The organism is Pseudomonas sp. LBUM1678 (genome assembly GCF_059695575.1).
Map to the genome: position 1 here is coordinate 5,917,828 of NZ_CP166775.1, position 26,250 is coordinate 5,944,077.

Sequence of the window (26,250 nt, forward strand, 5' to 3'; positions counted from 1 at the left end):
ACCCTGAATTCTCAGGCTGACAGGTATTCGCTCTGATTTTTCATCAGGGCAAATGCCACCCGACAGAGCTTTCGGGCCAAGGCGACCAAAGCCTGGGTTTTCGAGAAGCCTCTAGCCAGGTATGCCTCGTAAAACGGCTTCCATTTAGACGAGCGACACGCCGCCATTGCGGCGTTGTAAGCCAAACGACGAACCTCCGGATCTCCTTTTTTGGTCAGGTACCGCCGCCCATTCTTCTTGCCGGAATCGTCGACTGCCAAGTCCATTCCCAGGAATGCGATGAACGCATCGCTGTTCGCAAAATCGCCCCGCATAAAAGTCGTCGCTAACCCCGTTGCGGTCAGCTCCCCAACGCCTTCTATGGCTTTGCAGCGATCAATATTCGCCTCAATCCCTGCCTCTTTGCTGACCTTGCGCAGCAGTTTCTGAATAGCCTGATCCGCTTGCTTGAATGCCTTCTGCTGAGCGGCCTGCACTTTCTTCAACAAGGGTTCATTGGCCCAACTCAACATCAGCCCAGCATGGTTCTGGATCAGCGTTGCACGTCTATGGAGAAGGCTTTTCAGTGAGCTGTAGGCCTTGGGTGGCGGGCTCCAGACCCGCAGTTTGGTTTGTTCATTCTCCAAGTAACGCGCCAGCAAACGCGCATCGCAGGGATCATTCTTGGCTCGTTGTCCGACGCCACGGCGGTAATGACTTACCCGATAAGCGTCCACCACGTAGACCTGATGACCCATTTCATGAGCCAACTCAACCGTGTCCAGGTGGTAAATGTTGGTGGCTTCAACGGCGATAGCGCTTTGGGCGGGCAGGGTTTTAAGCCAACGTTTAAGGGTGGTTCGATCGTTCTTGATGTCTTGAATGATTTGCAGGTCGGTGCGATAGACAGCAATTTGGGCCTTGGCGATATCGATACCAACAACCGTCTGCGAAGTAAGGATTGTCATGACAAATCCTCGGAGCTAGGGTTTAAGTGCTTGTTGGGGTCTACCGTTGCGCTGGCTTGTCTCTATCGTCGGTTTACCGATGAATTCCTTATCGGCGCTTTGGGTAGAAGGGGCGGGACGAGAAGTCTCCCACGGTCTGTACTGGTCAGAGTCAGAATCGAGTCTGTAGTCCCGCCCACCCCTTCAAGTCTAAACATACAAGCGAGCCTGCTCGCGATGACGGAGTGTCAGTCAACATTGATGCCGACTGACACTCCGCTATCGCGAGCAGGCTCGCTCCTACAGGGGATTTGCGGTGTGTCGGTCAGAACCCGCGATGGCGCTTGAGGTGTTCGTTGATCTTCGCCGCCGGCACTTTCTGCAAGCTGACCAGCAGATCATGGGACAACTCGCGCAGCCCGTGCTTCTGATGCAGTTCCTGAACCAGATGCGCCGTCAGGTTGGCCGCCATCTCGGCATCGGCCATGGCCCGGTGAGCCTTGCCGGTGTTGGGCAGGCTGGCGAAGGTGGTGAGGGTGCCGAGTTTGTGGTTCGGCGCGGCGGGCATCAGGCGGCGGGCGAGTAGCAGCGAGCAGGCGAAGTTCTGCAAGCGTGTGCGTTTGATCCGCCCCAGCTCAAAGTCCCAGAACTTCTGGTCGAACGCGGCGTTGTGCGCCAGCAGCGGCGTGATGCCGACGAATTCGTTGACTTCGTTCATCACCTGCTCCGCCGATGGCGCGGTGCGCAGCATGGCATTGCTGATGCCGGTGAGTTGTTCGATGAAGGCCGGGACGCGCACGCCAGCGTTCATCAGGCTCTGGTAACGCTCGACGATGCGTCCCTGTTCAAGGATCACCACGGCAATTTCCGTGGCCCGACAGCTGCTGCTCGGGGAGATCCCGGTGGTTTCAAAGTCGATGACTGCTATGCGTTCCAAACCTGTTTCAACTCCGTAAAAATCAATTCTTGAGCAGCAACGCGCCTTCGATCGGCACGTAGCGGCTGGCGGCGCGGATCAGCGAGTTGGCCGTCAGGCCCGGCACGCCGTAGGCCACTGCCTGCACGCCGTGCTTGGTGATGATGCGCTCCAGCAGCATGTCGAAATCACCGTCACCGGAAGCCAATACCACTTCGTCGACATGATCGGCGGCGTCCATGATGTCGAGGGTGATGCCCACGTCCCAGTCGCCTTTGGCTGAGCCATCACTGCGCTGGATGTAGGGTTTTAGCTTCACGATGAAGCCGAGGTTGCGCAGGATCTGCTGAAATTGCTGCTGCTTGCTGTCGCCGCGATCGATCGCGTAGGCATAGGCCTCGACGATCTCGCCCTGCTTGCTGATATCAGCCCACAGTGCGGCGTAGTTGAAGTGGCAACCATAGGCCTGACGCACGGTGTAATAGAGGTTCTGGACATCGGCGAACACTGCGATTTTTTTCACCGTGAATCCTCTTTGGCGCAGTCGCGCGCAGGCTGGGTCAGGCACCAGGCCCGAAAAGTGGCCCAGTATGCCAGCCTGAAGGATTGTTCCGCGAATAATCGGCCATGTGGCGAGGGAGCCTGCTCCCTCGCCACCGGTGAATCAGACGAAGGAATCGTCGTCGCCGCCAAAGAACGATGAACTGTCATCGCTGTAGTCGGCATCGGTGAAGCCGCCCTGATCGTTGGCGTTGTTGTCCGCCACGCGCTGATCGTCGCCCCAGCCGTTGCCGCTGTCGCTCTGATCATTGACCTGAGCCGGCTCTTCCTTGATGACTTCCACCACTTCCGGCTGCTGATTGTGCTGGAACAGGCTGCTGATGCCTTGCGCCAGCATCACGCCACCGGCCACGCCAGCCGCGGTTTTCAGCGCACCGCCGAGGAAGCCGTTGCCAACGGGCTGTTGTGGTTGTGCGTAATTCTGCTGAGGCGGCGCAGCACCGAAGTTTTGCTGTGGCGGCTGCGAATTGAACGACGGCCGCCCCGGCTCACGCCATCCGCCATTGGAGGGCGGTGCGCTTTGCGTCGGTGCTGGCTGCGGATCACGGGAACCGCCACCGAAGATGCTCGACAGGAAACCACCGCTGGCGGGCGCCGACGTCTGAGTCTTGGCCGATTGCAGTTCGGCCTGCAATTGCTGCACTTGCTGAGCGAGTTGCTTGTTCTGTGCGTCGAGGCTTTTGATGGCGGCTTCTTGAACCAGGATCGCCTGGGTCATGAAATAGCCTGCCGCAGGTTGGCGAGTCAGATGCTCCTTGATCCGCGCCTCAGCCTGGGCGTCGCGTGGGGCTGAGTCCGTTTCGGCCTGTTGCAGCCGGGAAAACAGTCCATCGATCAGGGTTTGTTCTTCGCTGTTCATGGCGACCTCGTAGATTGCCGGGAATATCGTCGCCCTCATCCACTGTGGATAAGGTGCTCTCCAGTAATGGGGCTGATACAGGATGTTTCAATGACCTTTACCGAACGTTTACGTTTGCGCCCCAAAGCGCTTCATCGGTTAAAGTGGGCCACTGCTTTCAACCTGCGATACCGACTGATGAATTCGTTCGATGTGCTGCGTGACTCTCTGTATTTCTTCAAGCGCAATCTGGGCCAGATTGTGCGGCTGTGCCTGCCGCTGGTGATCTTCGAAGCGCTGCTGCAACAAGTGGTCGATCGCTCCACCGAGCCTGACAGTTTTCCCGGTATCAGCGTGATGGTCGGCTTGCTGGTGTATCCGCTGTACACCGCCGCGCTGATCCTGTTTCTCGATGCCCGCAGCCGAGGCGAATCGCCGAGCAACCGCGAACTGCTGTCGCGGTCGGCCTACCTGTGGCCGCGCTTCGCCCTGCTCACCGCCCTCAATACCTTGCTGATTCTGATCGGCCTGTCGCTGTATTTCCTGCCGGGCATCTGGCTGATGGTGACCCTGGCGTTTGGCGAGTACCTGCTGGTGCTACGCGGCCTGGCACCGCTGGCGGCGATGAAGGAAAGCCTGCGCCTGACCCGCGGCCATTTCCTGCGCATCCTGGCGTGCATCCTGTGTGTGATGGGCCCGTTGTGGGTACTCAAGGGCGCGACCCTCGCGATTTACCCGGAGCCGCAGAACCCGGTGATTTCGCTGCTGATCGACAGCGCGCACAGCTTTTTGCAACTGTTCACCAGCGTGGTGGTATTCCGGTTGTTCATGCTGATTGCCGATGCGCCCGAGAAAATTGATCGACCACTTTGAAGAACGCGATCCCCTTGGGCTTAAGCCCGGCGCTCGGTTATGCTCGAGCTCATCTTTTGTAACGCTATAAGCCGAGCCATGACCCGTCTACTGCGCTACACCCTGCTGGGCCTGCTGATCGCGGCAGGCCTGATTGCCTTGCTGATCTACAACCTGACCTGGCGCCCCGAAGCCAAGGAAGCATTGCCGGTTGGCTGCAGCACCCAGGCACCCACGCTGGTACCCGGCCAGGCGCTGAAAGTGATGACCTGGAACGTTCAATACCTTGCGGGTAAACGCTACGTTTTCTGGAATGACCAGGCCGAAGGTGACGACGACAGCCCCACCCCTGAAGACATGGCCTTCAGCCTCGATGAAGTGGCGCGGGTGATTCGCGACGAGCAGCCGGACATTGTGCTGTTGCAGGAACTGGATGACGGCGCCAAGGCCAGCAATTACCAGAACCAGTTCAAGTTGCTCCAGGAGCGGGTCGCCGACCTTTATCCGTGCAGCGCTCACGCCTTCGACTGGAAAGCCGATTTCGTGCCGCTGCCGCACATCTTCGGCAGCGTCGGCCGGCAACTGGCCACCCTCAGCCGTTTCCAGATCGAACACGCCGAACGCCTGCAATTGCCGGTCGCGTCGGCCAACCTCATCAGCCGTCAGTTCAAACCGAAAAACGCTTTGCTGGTGACGTACCTGCCGTTGAGTGACGGTGGGCAGATCGCCGTGCTCAATACCCATCTGGACCGCGTCATCCAGCCCGACGAGACTCTGCAAGCCCAAGTGACCGCAGTGGCCAAAGTGCTCGACAAGCTTGAAAGCCGTGGCACCCCGTGGTTGATCGGTGGCGACTTCAACCTGTTGCCGCTGGGCCAGTATCGACGCCTGCCCGACGAACAACGCACGCCCTACTCCGTCGACAGCGCACTGCATGTGCTGTGGGACAAATACCCGATGATCCCGACCAACAACGAAGCCAGCGGGGTCGATCGAGCACGGTGGCTGACCCACTACCCGAATGATCCAGGCTTGAACGGCCCGGACCGTACGGTTGATTACATCTTCTACAGCCCGCGGATCAAACGGGTCGAGGCCATGGTGAGGCAGGACGATACCTTGCGCATCTCCGATCACTTACCGGTGATTGCGCGGTTTCTCCTGCCTGCTAACTGACACGCATAACCTGTAGGAGCCGGCTTGCTGGCGATTGCGGTTCGTCATTCAATATTGATGTCGACTGATACACCGCTATCGCCAGCAAGCCGGCTCCTACAGGAGATCGTGCGGTCAATGCACTTCCTCCAAGTCGTCATGTAACAGCCCGAAAATCCTGCGCTTCATGTCGATAAACGAGCGCTCCATGACCATGTCCAGGGTCCGTGGGCGTTCGATTGGCACGTCCAGAATCTGCTTGATCCGTCCCGGCCGCGCACCCATCACGTAGACCCGATCCCCCAACAGAATCGCCTCGTCGATATCGTGGGTCACGAACAGCACGGTCTTCTTGCTGTTGCCCCAGACCCGCAACAACAGCTGCTGCATTTGCAGGCGTGTCTGGCTGTCGAGCGCGCCGAAGGGTTCGTCCATCAGCAGGATTTGCGGGTCATTGGCCAGCGCCCGGGCAATCGCCACACGCTGCATCATGCCGCCGGACAACTGCTTGGCGTAGTTGTCGGCGAACCCGGTGAGGCCCACTTCATTGACGTAGTAATCGACGATCTCCTTGCGCTGTGCGGTCGCCATGCCGCGCCGCTTAAGGCCGAACTCGACGTTCTGCCGCACCGTCAGCCACGGGAACAACGTATAGCTCTGGAACACCATGCCGCGATCCGCGCCCGGCCCTTGCACTTGCTGGCCGCCGACATAGATCTCGCCTTCCGTGGGTTCATTCAGACCGGCCGTGAGGTACAGCAAACTCGACTTGCCGCAGCCCGACGGCCCCACCAGCACGGCGAATTGTTGATCCGGCACTTCGAACGACACCTGCTCCAGCGCTGTGAACATGCCGCCGTCCGGTTTCTGATAGTGCAGGCTGACCTTGTCCACTTGCAGCCGTGGCGCAGCCTGCACCGGGGCGGCCGTGGGTGTGACGAAACGCGGGTTGACGGCGCTTACTGAGCCCATGCGGCAATCCTCAAACGGAGAAAACGGAACAGTTGATCGGTGACCAGACCCAGCAGGCCGATGATCGCGATTGCCAGGAAAATCACATCCACTTGAAAGCCGCGCATGGCTTTAAGGCTCAAGTAACCCAGGCCACTGGATGCGGCGACCAGCTCGGCGACTACGAGGTAAGTCCAGGCCCAGCCCATGGTCACACGCAAGGTATCGAGCACACCCGGCAACGACGCCGGGGCGATCACATGCAGCACCGCATCGCGGCGGTTTGAACCCAAGGTGTAAGACGCGTTGATCAAGTCCTTGGAGATGCCTTTGGACACGTCCGCGATCATCACCAGTTGCTGGAAGAACACGCCGAAGATGATCACCGACACCCGCTGCTCCAGACCGATGCCGATCCACAGAATGAACAGCGGCACGAACGAGGTCACCGGCAGGTAGCGGATGAAATTGACCATCGGCTCAAGGAACGCCTGGACGATGCGGAAGCTGCCCATCAGTAACCCCAGCGGCACCGCCACCAGGGACGAGATAATGAAACCGACCATCACCACTTCGAGACTGGCCCACACGTGCAAACCGAGGGTGCCGTCGCGGCTCAGGCGCACGGCGGCTTCAACCACCGCGCCCGGTGTCGGCAGGAACATGCCCGGCACCACGCCGCCGTAAGACAACCCGGCCCACAGGCCGATCAACAACGCCCAGGCCAGGCCGCTCGCGCTCCAGATGACTTGCACCGGCAAACCGGTCTTGGGCGTGATGCAGCGGCTCAGCCATGAATTGCGCTTGAACATGCGGACCTCCTACAGCGGGCTGACGAAGCGGTTGTCGATCAGGTCGTCATTGCTGACGTTGTAGGGTTTGCCCTGCAATTCGCTGGCGGTTTCGTTGGCCAGTTTGATCAGCGGTTCGCTGTCGCCCGGCTTGCCCGGCGAGCCCAGGAGTTTTTCGCTCATGGCCTGATCGTAAAAGCGCACGCCTTGCGCAGCGGCGGCCAGCTCCTTCGGATCGGCGAGGTAACCGCCGACGCCTTTGGCCATGATTTTGTAGGCTTCTTCAGGATGATCCTTGGTGTACTGCACCGCTTTGTAGAGACCGGCGACCAACGCCTTGACGTCCTCCGGCTGCTTCTCGATGACCGTGCAGTTGAGCGCGACCACGTCGACAATCACCCCCGGCGTGCTGCTGCTGTCGATCAACACTTTGCCTTGTTGCTTGTTGCGGACCATCGACAGGTGCGGCTCCCAGGTCACGGCGGCCGGCACACGACCGGCGATGAACGCGGTGGCGGCATCGTCGGCGGTCATGTTCTGCACGGTGATGTCGCTCATTTTCATGCCGTGTTTTTTCAGCAAGTACGACAGCCAGAATTGCGAGGTCGAACCTTCGTTCACCGCCACGGCTTTGCCCTTCAGCTCCTGCAGACTCTTGACGTCCTTGCCGACCAAAACACCGTCGCCACCATGGCTGTCATCGAGTGCGGCCACCGCCTTGAAACAGAATTGCGGACGGTACTTGAGCACTTCGTCGATGGTCGACGCCGAGCCCGACAACTCGCCCGAGGCCTGGGCGGCCATGTACATCGAGGCTTCTTCGACGACAGGCAATTCGACAGTCAGACCGTTTTCCTTGAAGTAGCCCAGATCCCGGGCCAGGTAGAGCGTGCCATATCCGACCCACGTGGTGTGGCCGATGGACAGGGTGCCGGCCTGGGCGCTGGTGGCGACCGTCGCGGCGATGGCGGTGACCGCCAGTGGATGAGCGACGCGGTTAAGCAAGGACTTGATCATGGAGCACTCCCAAAGCTGTTGATTTAGTTTTGTCATGGGCAGTACGGCCAGTGGCCTAGGAGCAGTTGCCACCGGTGGTCTCTGTTGAACCTTTCGGTGGTCAGCATTCGGCTGACTGGCGAGGTCGATGTTGGACCAGGGGCGGGAATAGGAAAATCAGGAAATATGTCGTTGGGAGTGATGAAAAAACTGGGTAGCGCGCACTGCTAAAGGGCGGGGTTGGGCGGTGTGCCCTGGGTGGGTGCAAAGCTGAGATATGTGTTGAATGGGCAAAAGCAATCGCGAGCAGGCTCACTCCCACAGGGGTTCTGAGTTGCCCTCTCTACCGAGGTCAACACAGAACCCCTGTGGGAGTGAGCCTGCTCGCGATAAGGTCCGAAGGACCTTCCGGCAATTTTAAAGTCGGCCGTATTCCTGAGCCGTACGATCAACCGCCTTCAGGGTTTTCCCGACAAGTTCATCAACCTCCTCACGACTCGCAATCAACGCCGGCGCCATGATCATCCGCCCCAGCGTCGAGCGAATGATCACCCCTTCCTCAAACCCAATCGTGCGGCAACGCCAGGCAATGTCGTTCTCATTGGCAAAGCGCTTGCGACTGCTTTTGTCCTCCGCCAATTGCAACGCCGCCACCATGCCGACACCCTGAATATCGCCCACCAACGGGTGATTGCCGAACACCTCGCGCAAGCACTGTTGCATGTACGGGCCGATGTCGTCCTTTACCCGCGTCACCACCCCTTCATCGCGCAACGCCGTGAGGTTGGCGATGGCCACCGCCGCAGCCACCGGGTGCCCGGAGTAGGTCAGGCCGTGAGCAAACACCCCGCCCTGCTCCACCAGCACCTGCGCCATTTTCTTCGACAGAATCAGACCGCCCATGGGGATGTAGCCCGAGGTCAAACCCTTGGCGATCGACAGCGTATCCGGCTCAAAACCGAAGTGCTCGTGGGCGAACCATTCGCCGGTGCGACCGAAGCCGCCAATCACTTCGTCGGCGCACAGCAGCACGTCGTATTTGCGGCAGATCCGCTGAATTTCCAGCCAGTAACTTTCTGGAGGGAAGATCATCCCGCCCGCGCCCTGGAACGGTTCGGCGATAAACCCGGCGACCTTGTCCGCACCCAGTTCGAGAATCTTCGCTTCCAGTTGCTGCGCCGCCCGCAGGCCGAATTCGGCCGGGGTCAGGTTGCCCTCGTGGGCGAAAAAGTACGGCTCGTCGATGTGTTCGATGTCGGGGAGCATGCCGCCCATTTCGTGCATGAATTTCATGCCGCCGAGCGCCGTCGCCGCCAGGGTCGAGCCGTGGTAACCGTTCCAGCGACCGATCATGATTTTCTTCTCGGGCTGGCCGAGGATCGTCCAGTAACGCCGCACGGTACGGATCAGCACCTCATTGGCTTCGGAGCCAGAGTTGGTGTAGATCGCGTGGCTGTAGTGCCCCGGCAACAGGCTGAACAGCAGCTCCGAGAGCTCGATGACCTGCGGGTGGGTGGTGTGGAAAAACATGTTGTAGTACGGCAACTGCTCGAGCTGCCGGGTCGCCGCAGCGGCCAGATCCTTGCGCCCGTAACCGAGGTTGGTGCACCACAACCCGGACATGCCGTCGAGGTAACGCCGGCCATCGTTGTCCCACAGGTGCAGGCGCTCACCACGGACCATCACCCGGGGTCCTTCATCGTTGAGTGCCTTTTGATCGACGAATGCGTGGATGTGGTGCGCTGCGTCGGCGGCCTGGTAGTCGCGGGTTTCACGTGGTGTGGTCATCGCCAGTTCTCCGTTTTGTTATAAGCGGCTGTTATGAGCGCAGCTGAAACCAGGTGGTCTTCAACTGGGTGTATTTATCGAACGAGTGCAGCGACAGGTCGCGGCCGAAACCGGACTGTTTGCCGCCGCCGAAAGGCACGGTCACGTCTAGCGCATCGACGCTGTTGACCGACACCGTGCCCGCTCGCAATTGCCGCGCCACGCGATGGGCGCGATTGAGGTCGTCGGTCCACAGCGAGGCCGCCAATCCGTAGACACTGTCGTTGGCCAGTTGCAAGGCGTGGGCCTCGTCGTCGAACGCCGTGACCGCCAGCACCGGGCCGAACACTTCATCGCGAAACAGCGGCATGTCCGGGCTCACGCCGGTAAAAATCGTCGGCTGAATGAAGTTGTCGGAGCCGTTGAAAATCGACTGCCGACCGCCGCACACCTTGGTCGCGCCGAGGCGTTCGGCCTGCTGGATGAACTTCATGATGCGCGCGGTCTGACGGCTGTCGACAATCGCCCCGGCGCTGCTTGCCGGGTCCAGCGGATCCCCCGGTTGCCAGCGCTCGGCCTGCACGTTGAGGCGCTCGACGAACTCGTCATGAATCGAACGCTGCACCAGCAACCGTGAGTTGGCCGAGCAGACTTCGCCCTGATTGAAGAAGATGCCGAACGCCGCTTTCTCGGCGGCCAGATCAAGGTCCTGGCAATCGGCGAACACCAGATTGGCGCTCTTGCCGCCGCACTCCAGCCACACCTGTTTCAGGTTCGATTGCGCGGAATACTGCATGAAGTATTTGCCGACTTCGGTGGAGCCAGTGAACACCAGGCAGTCGACGTCCGGGTGCAAACCGAGTGCCTTGCCGGTCTGCTCGCCGAGACCCGGCAGCACGTTCAGCACGCCTGGCGGCAGCCCGGCTTCCAGCGCCAGCTCGGCCAGACGCAACGCGGAGAAAGGTGATTGCTCGGCGGGCTTGAGAATCACCGAATTGCCCGCCGCCAACGCTGGCGCGAGTTTCCACGCGGCCATGTCCAACGGGAAATTCCACGGCACCACGGCCGCGACCACGCCCAGCGCTTCGCGGGTAATGGTCGCCAGCACGTTTTGCGCACTGGGAGCGATCTGGTCGTAGAGTTTGTCGAGGCTTTCGGCGTACCAGCGAAATACCCCGGCGGCGCCCGGCACGTCGATGTTGTAGGCGTCCATCACCGGTTTGCCCATGTTCAGCGAGTCGAGCAGCGCCAGTTCTTCGCGGTGGGTCATGATCAGGTCGGCGAGGCGCAGCAGCACTTGCTTGCGCTCACCCGGCGATCGCGCCGACCAGGTACCGGCCTCGAACACCTGCCGCGCATTGCTTACCGCGGCGTTCACTTCTTCATCGCCGCACGCAGTCACCTTCGCCAGGCACTGGCCGGTGGCCGGGTTGATCGCTGTGAAAGTCTGGCCCGACTGCGCCGGACGGTGTTTGCCGTCGATCACGGCCAGATCGGGAAACCGCAGTGCGGCGGCTTTGTTTTGCCAATATGCAAGCTCGAACACGTTCAGATGCTCCATGGGCTTTTCTTGTGTTTTGGATGGTGGCCCAGGCCCGAGTCCAGTAAAAATAGTAAAAATGTCTTCGCAGACCATGAAAAAACTGGGCAGCCAATCTCCCCGGTTGTGCTGGATGTGGTTATTGTTCAAACACAACAACACCGTCGTCAGAACGGATGCAGTCGGCGCAAAAATTGCCTGGATGTCGAGTCCATCCACCCCGAGGTTTGCCGTGGCTGCCTACAACCTGCGTCAATTGAAGTACTTCATCACCACCGTCGAATGCGGCAGCGTCGCCGAGGCGTCGCGCAAGCTGTACATCGCCCAGCCGGCGATCTCCACGGCGATCAAAGGCCTGGAGGACAGCTTCGGCGTGCAACTGCTGATCCGTCATCATGCCCAGGGCGTGTCCTTGACCCCCAGCGGCGCGCGCTTCTATCGCAAGGCCCAGGAACTGCTGCGCATGGCCAAGGAGTTCGAACAGAACGCCCTGGCCGACAACGACGTGGTGGCCGGGCAAATCGATATCGGCTGCTTCGAAACGGTCGCGCCGCTGTACCTGCCGCAATTGATTGCCGGCTTCTCGGCGCTGTACCCGGGGGTGAAAATCCGCATCCGCGACGGCGAGCAGCAAGAGCTGGTGCAAGGCCTGACCTCGGGCACTTTCGACCTGGCGATACTCTATGAGCACGACCTCGACGCCACCATCGAAACCGAACCGCTGATGCCGGCGCAGCGACCTTATGCGTTGCTGCCGGCGGACCATCGCTTCGCCCAGCTCAAGCAAGTGTCACTGCGCGACCTGTGCCTGGAGCCGATGATTCTGCTGGACGTGCAACCGAGCCGGACCTACTTCGTCAGCCTGTTCGAAGAACTGAACCTGTCGCCGAACATTGCCTTCAGCTCACCGTCGATCGAGATGGTGCGAGGGATGGTCGGACAAGGGTTCGGCTTCTCGATCCTGGTGACGCGGCCGCATTCGGAATGCACTTACGACGGCAAGAAGGTGGTGTGCGTGGACATTGTTGAAGATGTCACCGGATCAGGGCTGGTGGCGGCGTGGCTCAAGCGTGGGCAACTGACCAAGCCGGCGCAGTTGTTTGCTGATTATTGTCGGGAGCAGTTGACGGCCAAGGCCGGTGCTTGAATGCCCCGGCCCCCTTCAGGAAACCTGAGGTGACCTGTGCTCGATTTCGATGCCGATGAGTGGCCGCTTCAAGGCAATCGATACCGATGCCCCCACGGCTGCGGTCACGCAGGCGGCAAATCCCAACAGGAAAGACATGAAGCTGAGCTCTTGCGCGACAGCCAGCAGTCCGAGCACCGCTGCAAGGGCGCAGCTCTGTCGCGATGGCCGTCCGAAGAGATCTTCGGACTTTTTGTAACGGGCCAGCATACTGTCGGCCCGTTTACCCAGTTCAGGATCAGGCTTGACTCGCGTGGTGCGCCTGGGTTTTGCGCTCGATCATTGGATTTTCTACTAATTACACCCTCGACTTATTTTTTTGAGCCTCAAGAAGTGAGGACATCAAAATCGGTGGAGACTTCAGACCTTCGTAAAAGAGCGTGCGAGACTCATCAGTTTTCGGGTGTTGCCTCAAGCGCAGCCTGGATGACGAGCGCCAGGCTTTCCCAACTTCTGATATAGCCATCAAGGTGAGGGTGACGAGGAACAAGCCCCGTTTCAATTGCTTTCATCATTGCTGCTTTGATCATTTCAATGGTTGCTGGCTCAGTCATGACTCACTGTCCTTTAAACGTTATTTGATCCAGCGCGTCGACACCATCCTGTAACAACAAATAGGCTGGAAGTATCAGTCGGAAGAAGTCTGCATCAACAGTATGTTTCACGGTTACAGATGTGAGCGCCTCTAAAAGTCTGGTGGCGGCGCGTATTCTGAAACAGGCATCTTCAAACAACAGGCTGGGTGCGGCATGCGAGTCTATGTAGAAAGTTGGGGTGTTGGATGCGTTAGCTTTAAGAGGCTGATAGCGATTCACGGATTAACTCCTTAAAAACGTTTAGGTTATGACGATGCGAAAACTAGCTTTTAATTGAAATTGATATTTCTAGTATTTCTTGACTGCTGAGCCCGCGCGCAAGGACAATAGCTCAAAATTCATTCGATATTTATGCGACCACAGCGCTAACTAAAGTATGGCTGCACATACAGGGCTCTTCGGCGGGCGAGGAGTTGTCATCGCGACCCAGGCCATCAAGTCGAGATCCGGAGCACTGTTAAACGTTCGCTAAACAGCTGAAGGAGTTTTTCAACAACCAGAGTATTCATTAGTCTCATCCCTGTTCTGACTAATCACTGCCAGGTTTCTTTTTATCTTGCCAGATCACCGCGCACTCCTGTGAGCGGTCGACGGTCGCGAATCAACGAACAAAGAAGGCGATGACACCCGCCTCCTGCCTGTTCATTCCTCGGTACTTTTGGTCTTTCGAGCCGCTCGCCCATCATACTCCTGACGGCCAGACACAATTAATCCAAAGAAATAGGGTTGGGCGCCTGAGTCCTCAAGCTGACGCCCTGACTTGTTATGCACTTCAATGAGAGAGAAAAGATCCACAAGACGGTCCTGAATCTGCTCTATTTCCGCGTCTTTCAGTGTCACCATCGAGCTGTATTTGAAAGTGCCTGCAACATCAAAGTATTCACTTTTTTCAGGCTTTAGCAGCGACCGTTCCACTTCATTGCGCAGAAACTGATCCTTCAACCTCAGCGCATCAACTGTTCTGGGCATCCTCAACGTTGGTGCATGACGAACAAAGGGATCTTCAGGTGCTGTTCGTTCTTTGGAGACAAGGTTCAAGAACGCTTCTGTATGTTGATCGTAGGCAAGGCCAATTTGCTGGCACACCCACTGGACCTCAGCAACGGAGGCACTGTCCACCATATAGAGATAAGTCATCAATGGGAGCAGTTCAAAGTTCGCTTCGAAGGCTGCAATCACCTCTTCGGTGATGATGAACTCACGCTCATACCGACTTAAACTCAGCGCCCGACGTAAAATTTTCGAATCATGCTCTCTCAGCTCAAGCCTGGAAGAAAGATCCGTGACTTCGACACCTTTGCCAAACAGCATCTCGTGGACGTTAGCGGGCAGCAAGTCTCTGAAGTAATGCCAAAAATAATCAAAACTGACTTTACTTGAGGCGTCGATACCAAGATGGTCATGCAACTCCACTGCGGCATCAATACTCAGGTGTTTCCTTCCGGCCTCAACGTCACGATAGTAATTGGCCGAAAATGGAATATTGACCTCTTCGAGAAACGTTGAAACCTTCAGATGCCCTTTTTCGATCCGCAACTGCATGAGAAACGCACCAAACGCTCGTTTACTATCCAAGCTCTTCAGCCTCTGCCGACAGAGTGACAACCACTCTGGTCGTGTTTTTCTTGATTTTCATACTGGAAGTTACCACGCCTATTTCCTGCGTATTACGCACATGAACTCCCCCACAGGGAATTGACCAGTCTTCGCATTGCCACCAACGAAATCCATGTCCTTTGCTCGTATCCGCTTCCGTACGAATCTCATGCTTTGCAGAGCAAAACTCGTTCAAGGTATCCGTCGCCCGCCTCAAACTGTCTTCGTCGAACTCTCCGACAAACTCGTATTGATTCTCCCCTCCGTCGTCACTCAACGGAGAACGTATCGGGTGTGGAATGGCCCGACCAAGCGTCTGCTCCAGCATGCAGTGCATCAAATGCATGGCCGAATGAAGACGCATCTGATGATATCGCAATGGCCAATCAAGCGTTGCCGTAGCCTGCTGGCCAATCGCGTGCGCGCTCAGCAGCGAGAACACCTCATCGTCAACGCTCAAGTAATGCCTGATCTGATCATCCCTTTTCTTGGTCGACACAATCTCCAATGCTCGCAGTGCCTCATCCTTCCCTGGGCTCGGGATTTTCAACACGCCTCGATCTCCGAGCTGTCCGCCTCCTTGCGGGTAGAAAACTGTCTCGCCAAAGAGCGCAAAAGGAAGACCCGCGTCGTCGCGGTCAAGCGAGTCGACTCGACATTCCAGTTGCTTCAGATACGGCTTTTCGTGAAATAAAGGCTGTGTTTCGCTCATGTTTACCTCGAGTAAAGTCTCACCGGGGTGCGCTGGAAACCCTCGCGAATCATCGAGGGCTTCCATGGAGTCGTTGGCATCTCCCGCCTGCGATGCATTGAATACCACCCACACCCATAAACTCAACAGATAGAAATATGTTTCTTCCGCAAGATGTTTCCAAGCTACGCACGCGACCTCGCTGCATGTCGAGCCGAAGGACAACCCAACTGATTGATATATTGTGAAAATAAGTTAAGTCTTCGAAGACCGTATGACCATGGAAAAGCTGCAATCACCATTGCTGGGCCTGGCCGAGCAAGGTGACGCCCCGCAAAGCCTGGTAAGGATCGACAGGCGCGGCGTCCCCGTGCGTTCCATCCTAGCGTCGACGGCCGTGACCCTGATCGCGGTGCTGATGAACTACATGATCCCGCAGCATGCCCTGGAATTGCTGCTGTCTCTGGTGGTTGCGACGCTGGTGATCAATTGGGCGATGATCAGCGTGTCCCACATCAAATTTCGCCAGCACATGAACAACACCCGACAGACATCGCGGTTCAAGGCTCTGTGGTACCCCTACAGCAACTATGTTTGCCTGGCATTCGTGGTGTTCATATTGGGCGTCATGCTGCTGGATCCCATCTATCAGATGGCGGTGTATGCGATACCGATATGGATTGCGTTGATGTGGATCTGCCATGGCATCAAGCACAAACGCAGTGTTTCGCAGGCGCTCTACGGGGAGGCCTGAACGATTGCAAATCGCGGACGCCCCGTCGCCCGGCTGAGGCCGGGCACGGACGTCCTTACTTGCGGGGTTTGATCCGCGCAGTCGCCTCGGCCACCAACGGATCATCCGGCCAGTAATGCTTCGGATACCGCCCCTTCAAATCCTTCTTCACTTCGGCATACGTGCTGCGCCAGAAGTTCGCCAAATCCTGAGTCACCTGCACCGGCCGCCGCGCAGGGGACAGCAGATGCAGCTTCACCACTTGCCGGCCCCCGGCAATCCGCGGGGTTTCTGCCAAGCCGAACAACTCCTGTAACCGCACCGCCAGAATCGGCGGCTGCTCGCTGTAATCCAGACGAATCGAAGAACCCGACGGCACGCTCAGATGATGCGGCGCAAGCTCATCCAGACGTTGCGGTAGCGGCCATGGCAGCAGGTTGTGGACGATGCTCGACAGGTCCAGATTGGCGAAATGACTGAGCCGCGAGACTTTCCCCAGATACGGCATCAGCCAAAGTTCAAGGCTTTTGAGCAGCGCGGCGTCGCTGACATCCGGCCATTCGCTTTCGGCCTTGCTGGCAAGATCCAGCTGGCGCAACAACGCCACCCGCGCCTGCCACTGACGCAGCTCCGGGGTCCACGGCAACAGCTCCAGCCCCTTGCGGCGTACCAGATTGACCAGCGCCTGGCTGCGAGCGGTTTCATCAAGTCCGGTCAGCGGTTCGCGGCTGAGGATCAATTCACCGACCTTGCGCTGACGCTCGGCGCGCAACACGCCTTCGCGTTCATCCCAGTCCAGTTGATCAACCACGCGCACTTGCTCGGCCAACACCGAATCGAACAACGACGGATCGAAATCCGTCGCCAGATAAATCCGTTCCTCACGCTGGCCCTGACGGCTGCCCAGATCTGCAATCACCAACCATGACTGCTTCATCAAACTGTCCGCTTCAGCGAACAACGCCGCACGGCCGTTGGCCAAGCGATATTCCGCACCACCGGCCCGACGTTGCTGAGCGACGCGGTCGGGATAGGCCAACGCCAACAGAGCGCCGAGCCAGCGCGGATGATCGGGATCGCTGACCGGCTCCGAGGCTTTGCCGCGCAGGTAACCGCGATACTGCCGCGCCAGTTGTCGGGCACGTTGCACGCCGCCCTGAGCACCGCGAGCGGCGCGTTCTTCGCCGGACAACAACACCAATCGGCTGTGCAGATCCGCTCCGGCGCCACGCGAAATATCCCGCTCGCCAAGCAATGCCGCGACATTGCAGGCCATGTCGGCCAACCCGAGTGCCTGTCCGCGCAACAACAAGTGCGCGATGCGCGGATGCGCCGGCAGTTCGGCCATGGCCTGGCCGTGACGGGTCAGTGCTTCGCCGTCCAATGCGCCCAAGCGATCAAGCAAGTCCTGAGCCTGTGCGTAAGCGGCGGCGGGCGGCACGTCGAGCCACACCAATTGCGTCGGTGTCACGCCCCAGCGCCCGAGCTGCAAGGCCAGACCGGCGAGGTCCGCCGAGAGAATTTCCGCGCTGGCATAGGCCGCCAGTTGCTCGTGCTGATCCTGCGACCACAAGCGATAACACACGCCCGGTTCCAGACGCCCGGCCCGGCCGGCGCGTTGAGTGGCACTGGCTTTGGAAATTCGCTGGGTGTCGAGCCGGGTCATGCCGCTGCCGGGATCAAAACGCGGCACCCGCGCCAGTCCGGCATCGATCACCACGCGCACGCCGTTGATGGTCAGGCTGGTCTCGGCGATGTTGGTCGCCAACACTACTTTGCGCATGCCCGCCGGGGCCGGATCGATGGCGGCGCGTTGAGCCGACAGGTCCAATTCACCGTGCAACGGGCAAAGCAAAACCTGTGTGCTCTCGCCCAGCGCATCCGCCAACTGCTGATGAACACGCCGGATTTCCGCCTGCCCCGGCAGGAACACCAGCACGCTGCCGGTCTCATCATTCAAGGCTTCGAGGATCGTCTGCACCAGACGCGGCTCGATGAATTCACCGGGCTGGAACGGCCGACCCCAGCGCATTGCCACCGGGTACATGCGGCCTTCACTGCGCAGGATCGGCGCGTCGTCGAGCAGCCCGGCAAGGCGTTCACCCTCCAGGGTTGCGGACATCAAAAGGATTTTCAGCGGCTGATCGTCACGAAACAGCTCGCGGCCATTCAGGCTCAGGGCCAACGCAAGATCCGCGTCGAGGCTGCGCTCGTGGAATTCGTCGAAGATCAGCAGGCCAACGCCTTCGAGTGCAGGGTCATCCTGCAAGCGGCGAGTGAGAATACCTTCGGTGACCACTTCGATACGGGTCTTGGGGCCGACTTTACTGTCCAGCCGAATGCGGTAACCGACGGTTTCACCAACCTTCTCCCCCAGCTCACTGGCCAGCCGCTCCGCCGCCGCCCGCGCCGCCAGACGGCGCGGTTCAAGCATCAGAATGGTCTGCCCGGCCAGCCACGGCTCGTTGAGCAAGGCCAGCGGAACACGGGTAGTTTTACCGGCGCCGGGCGGTGCTTCGAGCACGGCTTCGTGGCGTGTAGCCAAGGCTTCACGCAGGGCGGGTAAAACTTCATCAATCGGCAAAGAAATCATGCTGGCTCCCAGACAAGCCGGGAAGTATAACGGCGAAGCTCCCAGCCCACTGCAACCGGGCGTTCAGAATCTAGATTTTGAATGCTGTCCCGATGCGCTCCGCGACTTCAGCAATCGTAACTCCGCGAAGCCCGAGGGCTTTCATGTCTACGTTTAGTGAAGGCATGACGTCCAGAAACTGCCGCAAATCTTTTGCGATACTTGCGGGCAAATCAAACTCGGAATCCGCAGAAAGCAGGCGGGACAGCACAACAATGTCCTTCAGGTGTTTACTGCTCTTTCGGCCCGCATTCGGCTCTGCGCATTCCGGGCGACTGAGGTTAGTCCATGCCTGTGCTTTAAGCGGGATCAGTCGATCTACACCGATATAGGGTATCCAGTCCTTTTACCACTCTATCTTCTCCATCATTTCATCGAGACTGATCTGGACTCTGTCGTCTGCGTCATCCTTTAAGCTGAGGTAGAGAGACAGGGGGTCCACACTTTCGCTCGACACTGGAACACAGGTTTTGCCAGGAATGTGGTCGGGAGAGTAACTCCATATTTCGACCTCAAAAACGGGATCATCAAATCGATCGACTTCTTTGCGGTCAGCCCCCCTGACCTCCAGGTCCCACTCTTCTTTGGAAAACGCGATGATCGGTATCGGGGGCTCCCCGAGCATCGACGCTTTGCTGAGCGCAGACAGACCAGCCGCTCTCTGCACCAAAGGGGACCAATCAGAGTACGTCACCCGTTTCACCGGGTTTTGCAACGCTGGAAGGGCTTTTTCCCAGATGACTTCAGGCGTCGCAACAAAGCGCCAGCGAGGTGGTTTGTCATTCGTGGCCGGCTCTATCAGTCCAAACGATTGAAATTCTTTCATCGCCCTGGACATTGTCATTTTCGAGTACGCCTCGCTCCCCACCAGGTCTCCACCTCGAAAGGTAAAACCCTGATCCCACCCTCGGATGATGGCTGCGATAAGCAATACCTGGCTCGCCGGGCCCATGACTTGTTTATCGACTTGCCTGCTGCGAAAAAACTCGCGCAGATCCATTCCAAGCTGTGGAGCGAAGAGTTGATTGCCAGGCACTACAAACTGAACCCCAGACTCGATGAGGCGTTTTCTTTCATATGATTTGAGTGCGCCGGTTGCATAGAGGATCGGGTGATCCACCATTTTTTGCAGAACTTCGATGTGCTTGCGGATCGTCGCAACGTTTTCGAAAGGCTCGTGAGCAAGCAATACGAGGCATTGCCGGTCGTAGAGCCTCACGATGTCGAAGGCGTATTCGTCCAAGAGATAAAAAGGTAAACCTTTGGTTTTCCCCCAGCGCTTGATCTCGGGTTTAATCCCGAAAATCGATTCGAAGTAGTCTTGAATGTCTTGCCTGCCGGTCTTCACACTCATGCGCCTGATAACACGTTTTCAGCACAGTAACAGGCGCAATGTTACTGTTCAACAATTGCGTTACCAGCGTTCAGATTCAGCGTGCTTCGAGCACGGCTTCGTGGCGTGTCGCCAAGGCTTCACGCTGGGCGGGTAAAACTTCATCAATCGGCAAAGAAATCATGCTGGCTCCAAAACAGAGCCACGAGTATAACGGCGAACTGCCGGGCGTTCGTCGCGGTCCTAATTCATATAGACGCCCCTTCGTTTACCAGATGACCCAGGAGATTTCCTATGCGTGTTCCCTTTCGCCTGATTGGCGGTGTTTTGGTCGCCACCCTGCTCACCCAGGTGACCGCTTGCGGATCGATTTTCTACCCCGATCGCCGTGGGCAGATTGACGGCAAGATCGACCCGGCGATCGCGGCGCTGGATGCCGTGGGTCTGCTGTTCTACATCATCCCCGGCCTGATCGCTTTTGCGGTCGACTTCGCCACTGGCGCGATTTACTTCGAGCCTGGCCACACGGCCCAGGTGGCTCCGGAAAAACTCAAGGAAGCGATCGGTGCCGACGGCAAGGTCGATAACCACAAGTTGCAGACCATTCTCGAAACCGAGCTGGGCCGCAGCTTTCCACTGGATGACCCGCGTCTGATTCAACACAAGGGCAGCGCTCAGCAACTGGCCATGTTCGGCCTGCAACCCGCCGCTTAATCCGTGCACTTGAAGGAATAGCCGCACCTATGATCTCCAGCTCCGAACACGCCCGCCTCCTGCGGCTTGCGACCCGTGCCTCAGTGGCGGTGGCGTGTACGCTGATCGTCGCCAAAGCCATCGCTTGGTGGTTGAGCGGTTCGGTGAGCATGCTCGCCGGGCTGACCGACTCGGCGCTCGACGGCGTCACCTCCTTGCTCAACTTGCTGGCGGTGCATTACGCCTTGCGTCCGGCAGATGACGATCACCGTTACGGGCATGGCAAGGCCGAGTCGCTGGCGGGCATGGCTCAAGCGTTGTTCATTGGCGGCAGTGCGGTGCTGATTGCCTTGCAGGCGATCGAGCGGCTGAAACATCCGGAGCCGGTGGGCGCGCCGTGGATCAGCATCGGGGTGATTGTGTTCTCCCTGGCGCTGACCCTGGCGTTGCTGATGTTGCAACATCGGGTGGTCAAGGCCACCGGCTCGAATGCGGTGCGCGCCGACTCCCTGCACTACCGCTCGGACATGCTGCTAAATGGCAGCATTCTGGTGGCGCTGGTGTTGGCCGGGTTTGGTTGGCATCAGGTCGACCCCTGGTTCGGTCTGGCAATCGCAGCGTACATTTTCTGGAGCGCGATTCAGATCGCCCGGGAAAGTTTTACGGTGCTGATGGATGAGGAGCTGCCGACGGACGTGAGCCAGCACATGCTCGAACTCGCCTGCGGCGTTCCGGGGGTTTTGGGGGCGCATGACCTGCGCACGCGGATTTCCGGCAGCCAGTGGTTCGTGCAGTTGCACTTGGAATTGCCGGGCGACCTGACGTTGTCAGTCGCTCACGGCATCAGCGACCAAGCCGCCGATGCGATTCACGCCGCTTACCCGCGAGCCGAAGTGCTGGTGCACGCCGACCCGCAGGAAGTAGTACTGGCGGCAAGGACTCAGAAGGAAACCTGATAACCGCGACTGCTCAGGCAGTTACCCTGAGCCTGACGGTAGGCTTGTACCACCGCCGGGTCTGGCTGATAGGTGGCAGTCCGCGGATTGAAGCCACTCTGCTGCACCGCGTATTGATAACACTCGAAACCATCCTGGTTGACCTGTTCCGGGGACTGGCCGTTGGCGGGATAGGCCTCCACGTCGTAACTGTTGTTGACCGGTTGCGGCTGCGGTTGCGACTGCATCGGCGGCTCGACCACCACGTAATCCTGAGAGCTTTCCTGATAGGCGTAATACGAACCCGCCGCCAGGAACAGCAGCGACCCACCGATCCATACTTCACGTGCGTAGTCAGGCAAGTAGCTGACCCGAATTCCGCGAGGCGGTTGAACCACCACATAACGCGGGCCTTGCGGGCGATACCAGTAGCCGCCGGAATAGAAATAATCCCGACCACCATAAGGCACGCGGTAGTCACGGTCCGGGAAGCGGTCGATCACATGACCCGGGCGATACTGCGGGCCGGGGCCCCAGCCGTTACCGTGCCCGTCCGGACGACCGGCCCAACGGCGATCATCGGGACGCGGACCGTTGTTCTGCCAGTGCTGGTTGTAATCGTTGCGTCGCGGAACGTCCTGATAATAACCACGCTGCGGCTCCTGGGTCTGGCGCACGGTGTCGGGCCGCCCCTGGATCGGCAGGTCATTGGCCGGTAGCTGCGGCGGTGGCGGCGGTGAGCGAACAGGATTGTTGTAGTTCGGCTGCTGACGGTTCTGCCACTGGCCGTTGTTCTGATTCTGGTTGTTCTGATTCTGGCCGTTGTGCTCGAACTGGCGGCTGTTGTCGCCACGAATGATGTCGTTGTTCTGCGGGCGCGGCTGATTATTGCCGCCATGCCCCTGATTGTTGCCCTGATGGCCATCCGATCCACGTTGCCCGCCTTCGGGGCCACGGTTTTGCTGATCATCGGCCAGCGATTGCGCAGTGACACTTACACACAGCAAACCAACACCGGCCAAACGCCAGATGCGCGACTTCATCCTTTTCCTCACTGCGGGTTAGGGCCTGTACGTAAGACTGGGAAAGTACAGGGCGGTTCTGCAACAGGTTATCAGTCGCGCAACTTATTTATTGAGGGCAGCTCTCAAATTCCAGGCAAAAGAAAAGGGAGACCCGTCGGCCTCCCTTTGAGAACTTCGTCCGTGCTCGACGCTTATGACGTCGGCTCACCTCACGCCGTCTTCTGAACAGTGTGTAGCTCGGGGGCCGGCACATCCCCTGTGGGGGGTGGCGGCCGCCGCTGGCCTGATTCGGCGAGCGGCTGTGGACTGTTTGTCCGAGCAGTGATTCTGGTGATAAGAATAGGCCGCAGGCGCCGACAGAGGATTGCGAAGATTGCTCAATTAAACATCACTTGCGCAATTTTTAACCCTGGATAGATAATCTACCGCAATAGTTATGACAAAGGCCTGATTGATGAGCAAACTCGACCGATACGACTTGAGCATTTTGGCGGAATTGCAGCGTGACGCGCGCATCTCCAACCAGGAGCTGGCCGAACGCATCGGCCTGTCGCCTTCGCCTTGCTCGCGCCGGGTCAAGCAACTGGAAGACGACGGCTACATCACCCGCCAGGTGGCGCTGCTGGACCGCAAGATGCTCGGATTGAGCCTCACGGCTTACGTGCTGATCGGCATGGACCGACATACGCCGGAGCGTTTCGAGAACTTTGAAGCTGCGATTCGCACGTTGCCACAGGTGCTGGAATGCAGCTTGGTGACGGGGATGGATGCGGACTATCAGCTGAAAGTCGTCGTGCCGGACATGGATCACTATCAGAAATTGCTGCTGGGGCATTTGACCCGGATTGAAGGGGTGACCAGCGTTCGTTCGAGTTTTGTGTTGAATCAGGTGCTCAACAGCACTGAGTTGCCTCTGACTCATCTGCGTAGCTGAGGGCGCCTTCGCGGGCACAGGCGATGAATAGCTGCGACACACTGCCGCAGGTCAATCCTCCACCACTCCTCCATGCCGTATACTCCAGCGCCTTTTAGCCCCGCCCGCGCTGGAGATACTCAATGGATCCTGCCGTATTCGAAGAGTGGATGATGACTGGACTGGTCAGCATCCTGATCATTTTCATGGGTTTCATCGTCTGGGATCTGGCGAAGAAATCCAAAGCCGGACGCTTTGGCTCGGTCATCCTGTTCTCCGTACTGGGTCTGGGCGTGGCCGCGTTCGTAATCAAAAGCGTGGTGATCGGCCTGATCGAATCCGGCGCGTTATAAGCGCGCCGGCACTTCCTTCCACTGGCCCTGATCGAGCCCTTCGATCGTCCAGTTGCCGATTCTGACCCGTACCAGACGCAACGTCGGCAAGCCGACCGCCGCCGTCATGCGCCGCACCTGACGGTTGCGCCCCTCGCGAATCACCAATTCCAGCCAACGGGTCGGCACGCTTTTGCGAAAGCGCACCGGCGGGTTGCGTGGCCACAGCTCGGGCTCTTCAAGCTGCCGCGCCTCGGCCGGCAAGGTCATGCCGTCATTCAACTCGACACCGTCACGCAAACGCTGCAACTGCTCAGCGCTCGGCTCGCCCTCCACTTGTACCCAATAGGTCTTCGCCAATTTGTGTTTCGGGTCGGCGATTCGCGCTTGAAGCTGGCCATCGTTGGTCAGCAGCAGCAAACCTTCGCTGTCGCGGTCCAGCCTTCCGGCAGGGTAAATCCCCGGAATCTCGATGTAATCCTTGAGCGTCGCCCGCCCTTCACCGTCGCTGAACTGCGTCAGCACATCGAACGGTTTGTTGAACAGAATCAGTTTCGGCTCGGCCGGTGGCGCTTTGGCGACACGGCGTGGGGCTGATGGAGAAGTGTTCGCGCCAGGGCGGCGGGAAACGGGACGTTGAGGACGCGACATGGGAAAAGGAACATCTAACGGTCAGGGCTGCTAATGCTAGTGCCCCGACCGCTAAATGGCCATGATTGTTAGCGGAACGGCGGTTCGTCGAAGCTGCGCAATTTGCGTGAGTGCAGCGAGTTGAGTTCGGTGCGCAACAGGTCCACCGCCTCGATCCCGATCTTCAAGTGCTGGCTGACCGCTCGCTCATAGAAGGCGTTGGCCGAGCCCGGCAGCTTGATTTCGCTGTGCAGCGGCTTGTCCGACACACAGAGCAACGTGCCGTACGGCACCCGCAAGCGATAGCCTTGGGCCGCGATTGTGCCGCTTTCCATGTCCACCGCCACGGCGCGGGACAGGTTGATCAGCGGACGTTCCTGAGCCCAGCGCAATTCCCAGTTACGGTCGTCGTAAGTCAGTACGGTGCCGGTGCGCAGGCGTTTCTTCAGTTCGTCGCCCTTCTCGCCGGTGATGTTGGCCGCCGCTTGCTGCAAGGCCATCTGCACTTCGGCCAAGGCCGGGATTGGAATGTTCGGCGGCACCACGCGATCAAGAATCCCGTCGCGGCGCATATAAGCGTGAGCCAGAACGTAGTCGCCAATGGTCTGCGACTGACGCAAGCCGCCGCAGTGGCCGATCATCAGCCAGCAATGTGGACGCAGCACCGCCAAATGGTCGGTGATGTTCTTGGCGTTGGACGGGCCGACGCCGATATTCACCAGGGTCACGCCATGGCCATCGCTGGCAATCAGGTGATAGGCCGGCATCTGATAGCGGTGCCACACCACACCGGCGGCAATCGCCGAGGCTTCGCCGTGGTCCATGCTCTTTTCGATGATCACGTTGCCCGGCAATACCATGCGCACGAAACGCGGGTCGCTGCGCAATTGTTCCAGGCCATGGACGATGAACTGGTCGACGTAACGGTGATAGTTGGTCAGCAGAATCCACGGTTGCACATGACGCCAGTCGCTGCCGGTGTAATGCACCAGACGGCGCAGCGAGAAATCCACCCGCGCGGCATCGAACAGGGCCAGTGGCAGCGGATCGGTATTTTCCCAATCGTACAAACCATCGGCGATACCGTCGGTCGCGGCCGACAGGTCGGTACTCGGGAACACCCGCGCCAACACGGCAGCGGTGACGCCGGAACCGGCCAGCTCATCGCCCTGCTCGACCACGTACGGATAAGGAATGTTTTGCTGGCTGATGCCGACTTCCACGGTCACGGTGAAGTCGTGCATCAACGGCACGAGTTGTTCCAGCAGGTATTTGCGGAAGGCCGCCGGATGGGTGACGGTGACGCTGTAGGTTCCGGGCAACTGAACCTTGGCATAGGCGCGCGTGGTCTGCGGGACTTCGCCCTGGCAGTGATAGGTCAGACGCAGTTCGGGATAACGAAACATCGCACGCTGTTCGGCGTCCGGTTCAACTCGATCCTTGAGATAACGCTTGAGCGCCTGGTTCAGCGCGGTGGTTGCACGGTTGTGCAAGAGCGCAAGCCGGTCCACGGCTTGCTCGGCGGTTTGAACGACAATAAAAGCTTCGGTCACGATCAGCATCCTGTGTTCTGACTTGCAGAGCTTCATCTTGCCTGCATCATCGCTTCACGGGAACAGCGGTTACTACACAAATACCAAGTCCAGCGCAGATCCATTGTGG

At 58.7% G+C, this 26,250-nt stretch carries 26 protein-coding genes and 2 pseudogenes; 8 read left to right on the plus strand and 20 right to left on the minus strand.

Annotated elements, in window-relative coordinates; genetic code table 11:
• Positions 1-11: 11 nt before the first annotated feature.
• The 4 genes from ACA070_RS26920 to ACA070_RS26935 form a co-directional block, all read right to left on the minus strand.
• Entirely contained in the window at positions 12-947 is a 936-nt protein-coding gene (locus ACA070_RS26920; protein WP_497447458.1) for an IS110 family transposase, read from the minus strand.
• A 304-nt stretch (positions 948-1,251) separates the two neighbouring features.
• Positions 1,252-1,863 (minus strand): 3'-5' exonuclease, encoded by a 612-nt coding sequence (locus tag ACA070_RS26925; RefSeq protein ID WP_497449011.1) that lies wholly within the window; start codon positions 1,861-1,863, stop codon positions 1,252-1,254.
• A gap of 22 nt (positions 1,864-1,885) precedes the next feature.
• Complete coding sequence (locus tag ACA070_RS26930; protein WP_010467410.1) at positions 1,886-2,365, minus strand: LabA-like NYN domain-containing protein; 480 nt, start codon at positions 2,363-2,365, stop codon at positions 1,886-1,888.
• A gap of 141 nt (positions 2,366-2,506) precedes the next feature.
• On the minus strand, positions 2,507-3,262 hold the full coding sequence (locus ACA070_RS26935; RefSeq protein WP_497449012.1) for a DUF2076 domain-containing protein: 756 nt from the start codon (positions 3,260-3,262) through the stop codon (positions 2,507-2,509).
• A 177-nt stretch (positions 3,263-3,439) separates the two neighbouring features.
• Here ACA070_RS26935 and ACA070_RS26940 point away from each other — a divergent pair, with 177 nt between their 5' ends.
• Together ACA070_RS26940 and ACA070_RS26945 are read left to right on the plus strand one after the other, a co-directional pair.
• Positions 3,440-4,114 (plus strand): YciC family protein, encoded by a 675-nt coding sequence (locus tag ACA070_RS26940; protein ID WP_497449013.1) that lies wholly within the window; start codon positions 3,440-3,442, stop codon positions 4,112-4,114.
• Positions 4,115-4,192: 78 nt separating this feature from the next.
• Positions 4,193-5,269, plus strand: coding sequence for an endonuclease/exonuclease/phosphatase family protein (locus ACA070_RS26945; protein ID WP_497449014.1), 1,077 nt, complete (start codon positions 4,193-4,195; stop codon positions 5,267-5,269).
• A gap of 114 nt (positions 5,270-5,383) precedes the next feature.
• Here the strand turns inward: ACA070_RS26945 and ACA070_RS26950 are convergent, their stop codons facing one another.
• From ACA070_RS26950 to ACA070_RS26970, 5 genes are all read right to left on the minus strand, one after another.
• Positions 5,384-6,220, minus strand: a complete 837-nt coding sequence (locus tag ACA070_RS26950) for an ABC transporter ATP-binding protein (RefSeq protein WP_497449015.1) — start codon at positions 6,218-6,220, stop codon at positions 5,384-5,386.
• Positions 6,208-7,011: an ABC transporter permease gene (locus ACA070_RS26955; protein ID WP_497449016.1), complete on the minus strand. Its 804-nt coding sequence runs from the start codon at positions 7,009-7,011 to the stop codon at positions 6,208-6,210. Before ACA070_RS26955 ends, ACA070_RS26950 begins: the two co-directional genes overlap by 13 nt.
• 9 nt (positions 7,012-7,020) lie before the next feature.
• Positions 7,021-8,007, minus strand: a complete 987-nt coding sequence (locus ACA070_RS26960) for an ABC transporter substrate-binding protein (protein WP_497449017.1) — start codon at positions 8,005-8,007, stop codon at positions 7,021-7,023.
• 396 nt (positions 8,008-8,403) lie between these two features.
• Positions 8,404-9,774: an aspartate aminotransferase family protein gene (locus ACA070_RS26965; RefSeq protein WP_497449018.1), complete on the minus strand. Its 1,371-nt coding sequence runs from the start codon at positions 9,772-9,774 to the stop codon at positions 8,404-8,406.
• Positions 9,775-9,805: 31 nt separating this feature from the next.
• Positions 9,806-11,299 carry an aldehyde dehydrogenase gene (locus tag ACA070_RS26970; protein ID WP_497452030.1) on the minus strand — a complete coding sequence of 498 codons (1,494 nt, stop codon included), beginning with the start codon at positions 11,297-11,299 and terminating at the stop codon, positions 9,806-9,808.
• 226 nt (positions 11,300-11,525) lie between these two features.
• Here ACA070_RS26970 and ACA070_RS26975 point away from each other — a divergent pair, with 226 nt between their 5' ends.
• Positions 11,526-12,440, plus strand: a complete 915-nt coding sequence (locus ACA070_RS26975; protein WP_497452031.1) for a LysR substrate-binding domain-containing protein — start codon at positions 11,526-11,528, stop codon at positions 12,438-12,440.
• A gap of 15 nt (positions 12,441-12,455) precedes the next feature.
• Here ACA070_RS26975 and ACA070_RS26980 read toward each other — a convergent pair whose 3' ends face one another.
• The 5 genes from ACA070_RS26980 to ACA070_RS27000 form a co-directional block, all read right to left on the minus strand.
• Entirely contained in the window at positions 12,456-12,689 is a 234-nt protein-coding gene (locus tag ACA070_RS26980; protein WP_497449019.1) for a hypothetical protein, read from the minus strand.
• A gap of 182 nt (positions 12,690-12,871) precedes the next feature.
• Complete coding sequence (locus tag ACA070_RS26985) at positions 12,872-13,033, minus strand: hypothetical protein (RefSeq protein ID WP_497449020.1); 162 nt, start codon at positions 13,031-13,033, stop codon at positions 12,872-12,874.
• Between the two features lie 3 nt (positions 13,034-13,036).
• Positions 13,037-13,294, minus strand: a complete 258-nt coding sequence (locus tag ACA070_RS26990; protein ID WP_462048349.1) for a hypothetical protein — start codon at positions 13,292-13,294, stop codon at positions 13,037-13,039.
• Positions 13,295-13,717: 423 nt separating this feature from the next.
• Positions 13,718-14,617, minus strand: a complete 900-nt coding sequence (locus ACA070_RS26995; protein ID WP_497449021.1) for a hypothetical protein — start codon at positions 14,615-14,617, stop codon at positions 13,718-13,720.
• Between the two features lie 25 nt (positions 14,618-14,642).
• On the minus strand, positions 14,643-15,383 hold the full coding sequence (locus tag ACA070_RS27000; protein ID WP_497449022.1) for an alanyl-tRNA editing protein: 741 nt from the start codon (positions 15,381-15,383) through the stop codon (positions 14,643-14,645).
• 280 nt (positions 15,384-15,663) lie between these two features.
• Between ACA070_RS27000 and ACA070_RS27005 the strand changes: the two are divergent.
• Positions 15,664-16,116 (plus strand): annotated as a pseudogene (locus ACA070_RS27005) (aromatic amino acid transporter AroP); the annotation flags it as partial.
• Positions 16,117-16,171: 55 nt separating this feature from the next.
• Here ACA070_RS27005 and hrpB read toward each other — a convergent pair.
• From hrpB to ACA070_RS27020, 3 genes and pseudogenes are all read right to left on the minus strand, one after another.
• Positions 16,172-18,688, minus strand: a complete 2,517-nt coding sequence (hrpB, locus tag ACA070_RS27010; RefSeq protein WP_497449023.1) for an ATP-dependent helicase HrpB — start codon at positions 18,686-18,688, stop codon at positions 16,172-16,174.
• Between the two features lie 385 nt (positions 18,689-19,073).
• Positions 19,074-20,081: a hypothetical protein gene (locus ACA070_RS27015; RefSeq protein WP_497449024.1), complete on the minus strand. Its 1,008-nt coding sequence runs from the start codon at positions 20,079-20,081 to the stop codon at positions 19,074-19,076.
• An 82-nt stretch (positions 20,082-20,163) separates the two neighbouring features.
• Positions 20,164-20,244 (minus strand): annotated as a pseudogene (locus ACA070_RS27020) (DEAD/DEAH box helicase); the annotation flags it as partial.
• Between the two features lie 110 nt (positions 20,245-20,354).
• Between ACA070_RS27020 and pmcY the strand changes: the two are divergent.
• Both pmcY and ACA070_RS27030 read left to right on the plus strand, forming a co-directional pair.
• Positions 20,355-20,774 carry a periplasmic Zn2+ metallochaperone PmcY gene (gene pmcY / locus ACA070_RS27025; protein WP_259156072.1) on the plus strand — a complete coding sequence of 140 codons (420 nt, stop codon included), beginning with the start codon at positions 20,355-20,357 and terminating at the stop codon, positions 20,772-20,774.
• A 29-nt stretch (positions 20,775-20,803) separates the two neighbouring features.
• On the plus strand, positions 20,804-21,709 hold the full coding sequence (locus ACA070_RS27030; protein WP_497449025.1) for a cation diffusion facilitator family transporter: 906 nt from the start codon (positions 20,804-20,806) through the stop codon (positions 21,707-21,709).
• Here the strand turns inward: ACA070_RS27030 and ACA070_RS27035 are convergent.
• Positions 21,694-22,731: a DUF6515 family protein gene (locus ACA070_RS27035; RefSeq protein ID WP_497449026.1), complete on the minus strand. Its 1,038-nt coding sequence runs from the start codon at positions 22,729-22,731 to the stop codon at positions 21,694-21,696. The two genes, ACA070_RS27030 and ACA070_RS27035, sit on opposite strands and share 16 nt — an antisense overlap.
• A gap of 436 nt (positions 22,732-23,167) precedes the next feature.
• Here ACA070_RS27035 and ACA070_RS27040 point away from each other — a divergent pair, with 436 nt between their 5' ends.
• Together ACA070_RS27040 and ACA070_RS27045 are read left to right on the plus strand one after the other, a co-directional pair.
• Positions 23,168-23,647 carry an Lrp/AsnC family transcriptional regulator gene (locus ACA070_RS27040; protein ID WP_007894448.1) on the plus strand — a complete coding sequence of 160 codons (480 nt, stop codon included), beginning with the start codon at positions 23,168-23,170 and terminating at the stop codon, positions 23,645-23,647.
• Between the two features lie 122 nt (positions 23,648-23,769).
• A complete protein-coding gene (locus ACA070_RS27045) occupies positions 23,770-23,979 on the plus strand; it encodes a DUF2788 domain-containing protein (RefSeq protein WP_109635094.1) in 210 nt (69 codons plus the stop codon).
• Here ACA070_RS27045 and ACA070_RS27050 read toward each other — a convergent pair.
• Both ACA070_RS27050 and amn read right to left on the minus strand, forming a co-directional pair.
• Positions 23,974-24,609, minus strand: coding sequence for a pseudouridine synthase (locus ACA070_RS27050; RefSeq protein WP_497449027.1), 636 nt, complete (start codon positions 24,607-24,609; stop codon positions 23,974-23,976). The two genes, ACA070_RS27045 and ACA070_RS27050, sit on opposite strands and share 6 nt — an antisense overlap.
• 68 nt (positions 24,610-24,677) lie before the next feature.
• Positions 24,678-26,177 carry an AMP nucleosidase gene (gene amn / locus ACA070_RS27055; RefSeq protein WP_169858286.1) on the minus strand — a complete coding sequence of 500 codons (1,500 nt, stop codon included), beginning with the start codon at positions 26,175-26,177 and terminating at the stop codon, positions 24,678-24,680.
• Positions 26,178-26,250: the final 73 nt, after the last annotated feature.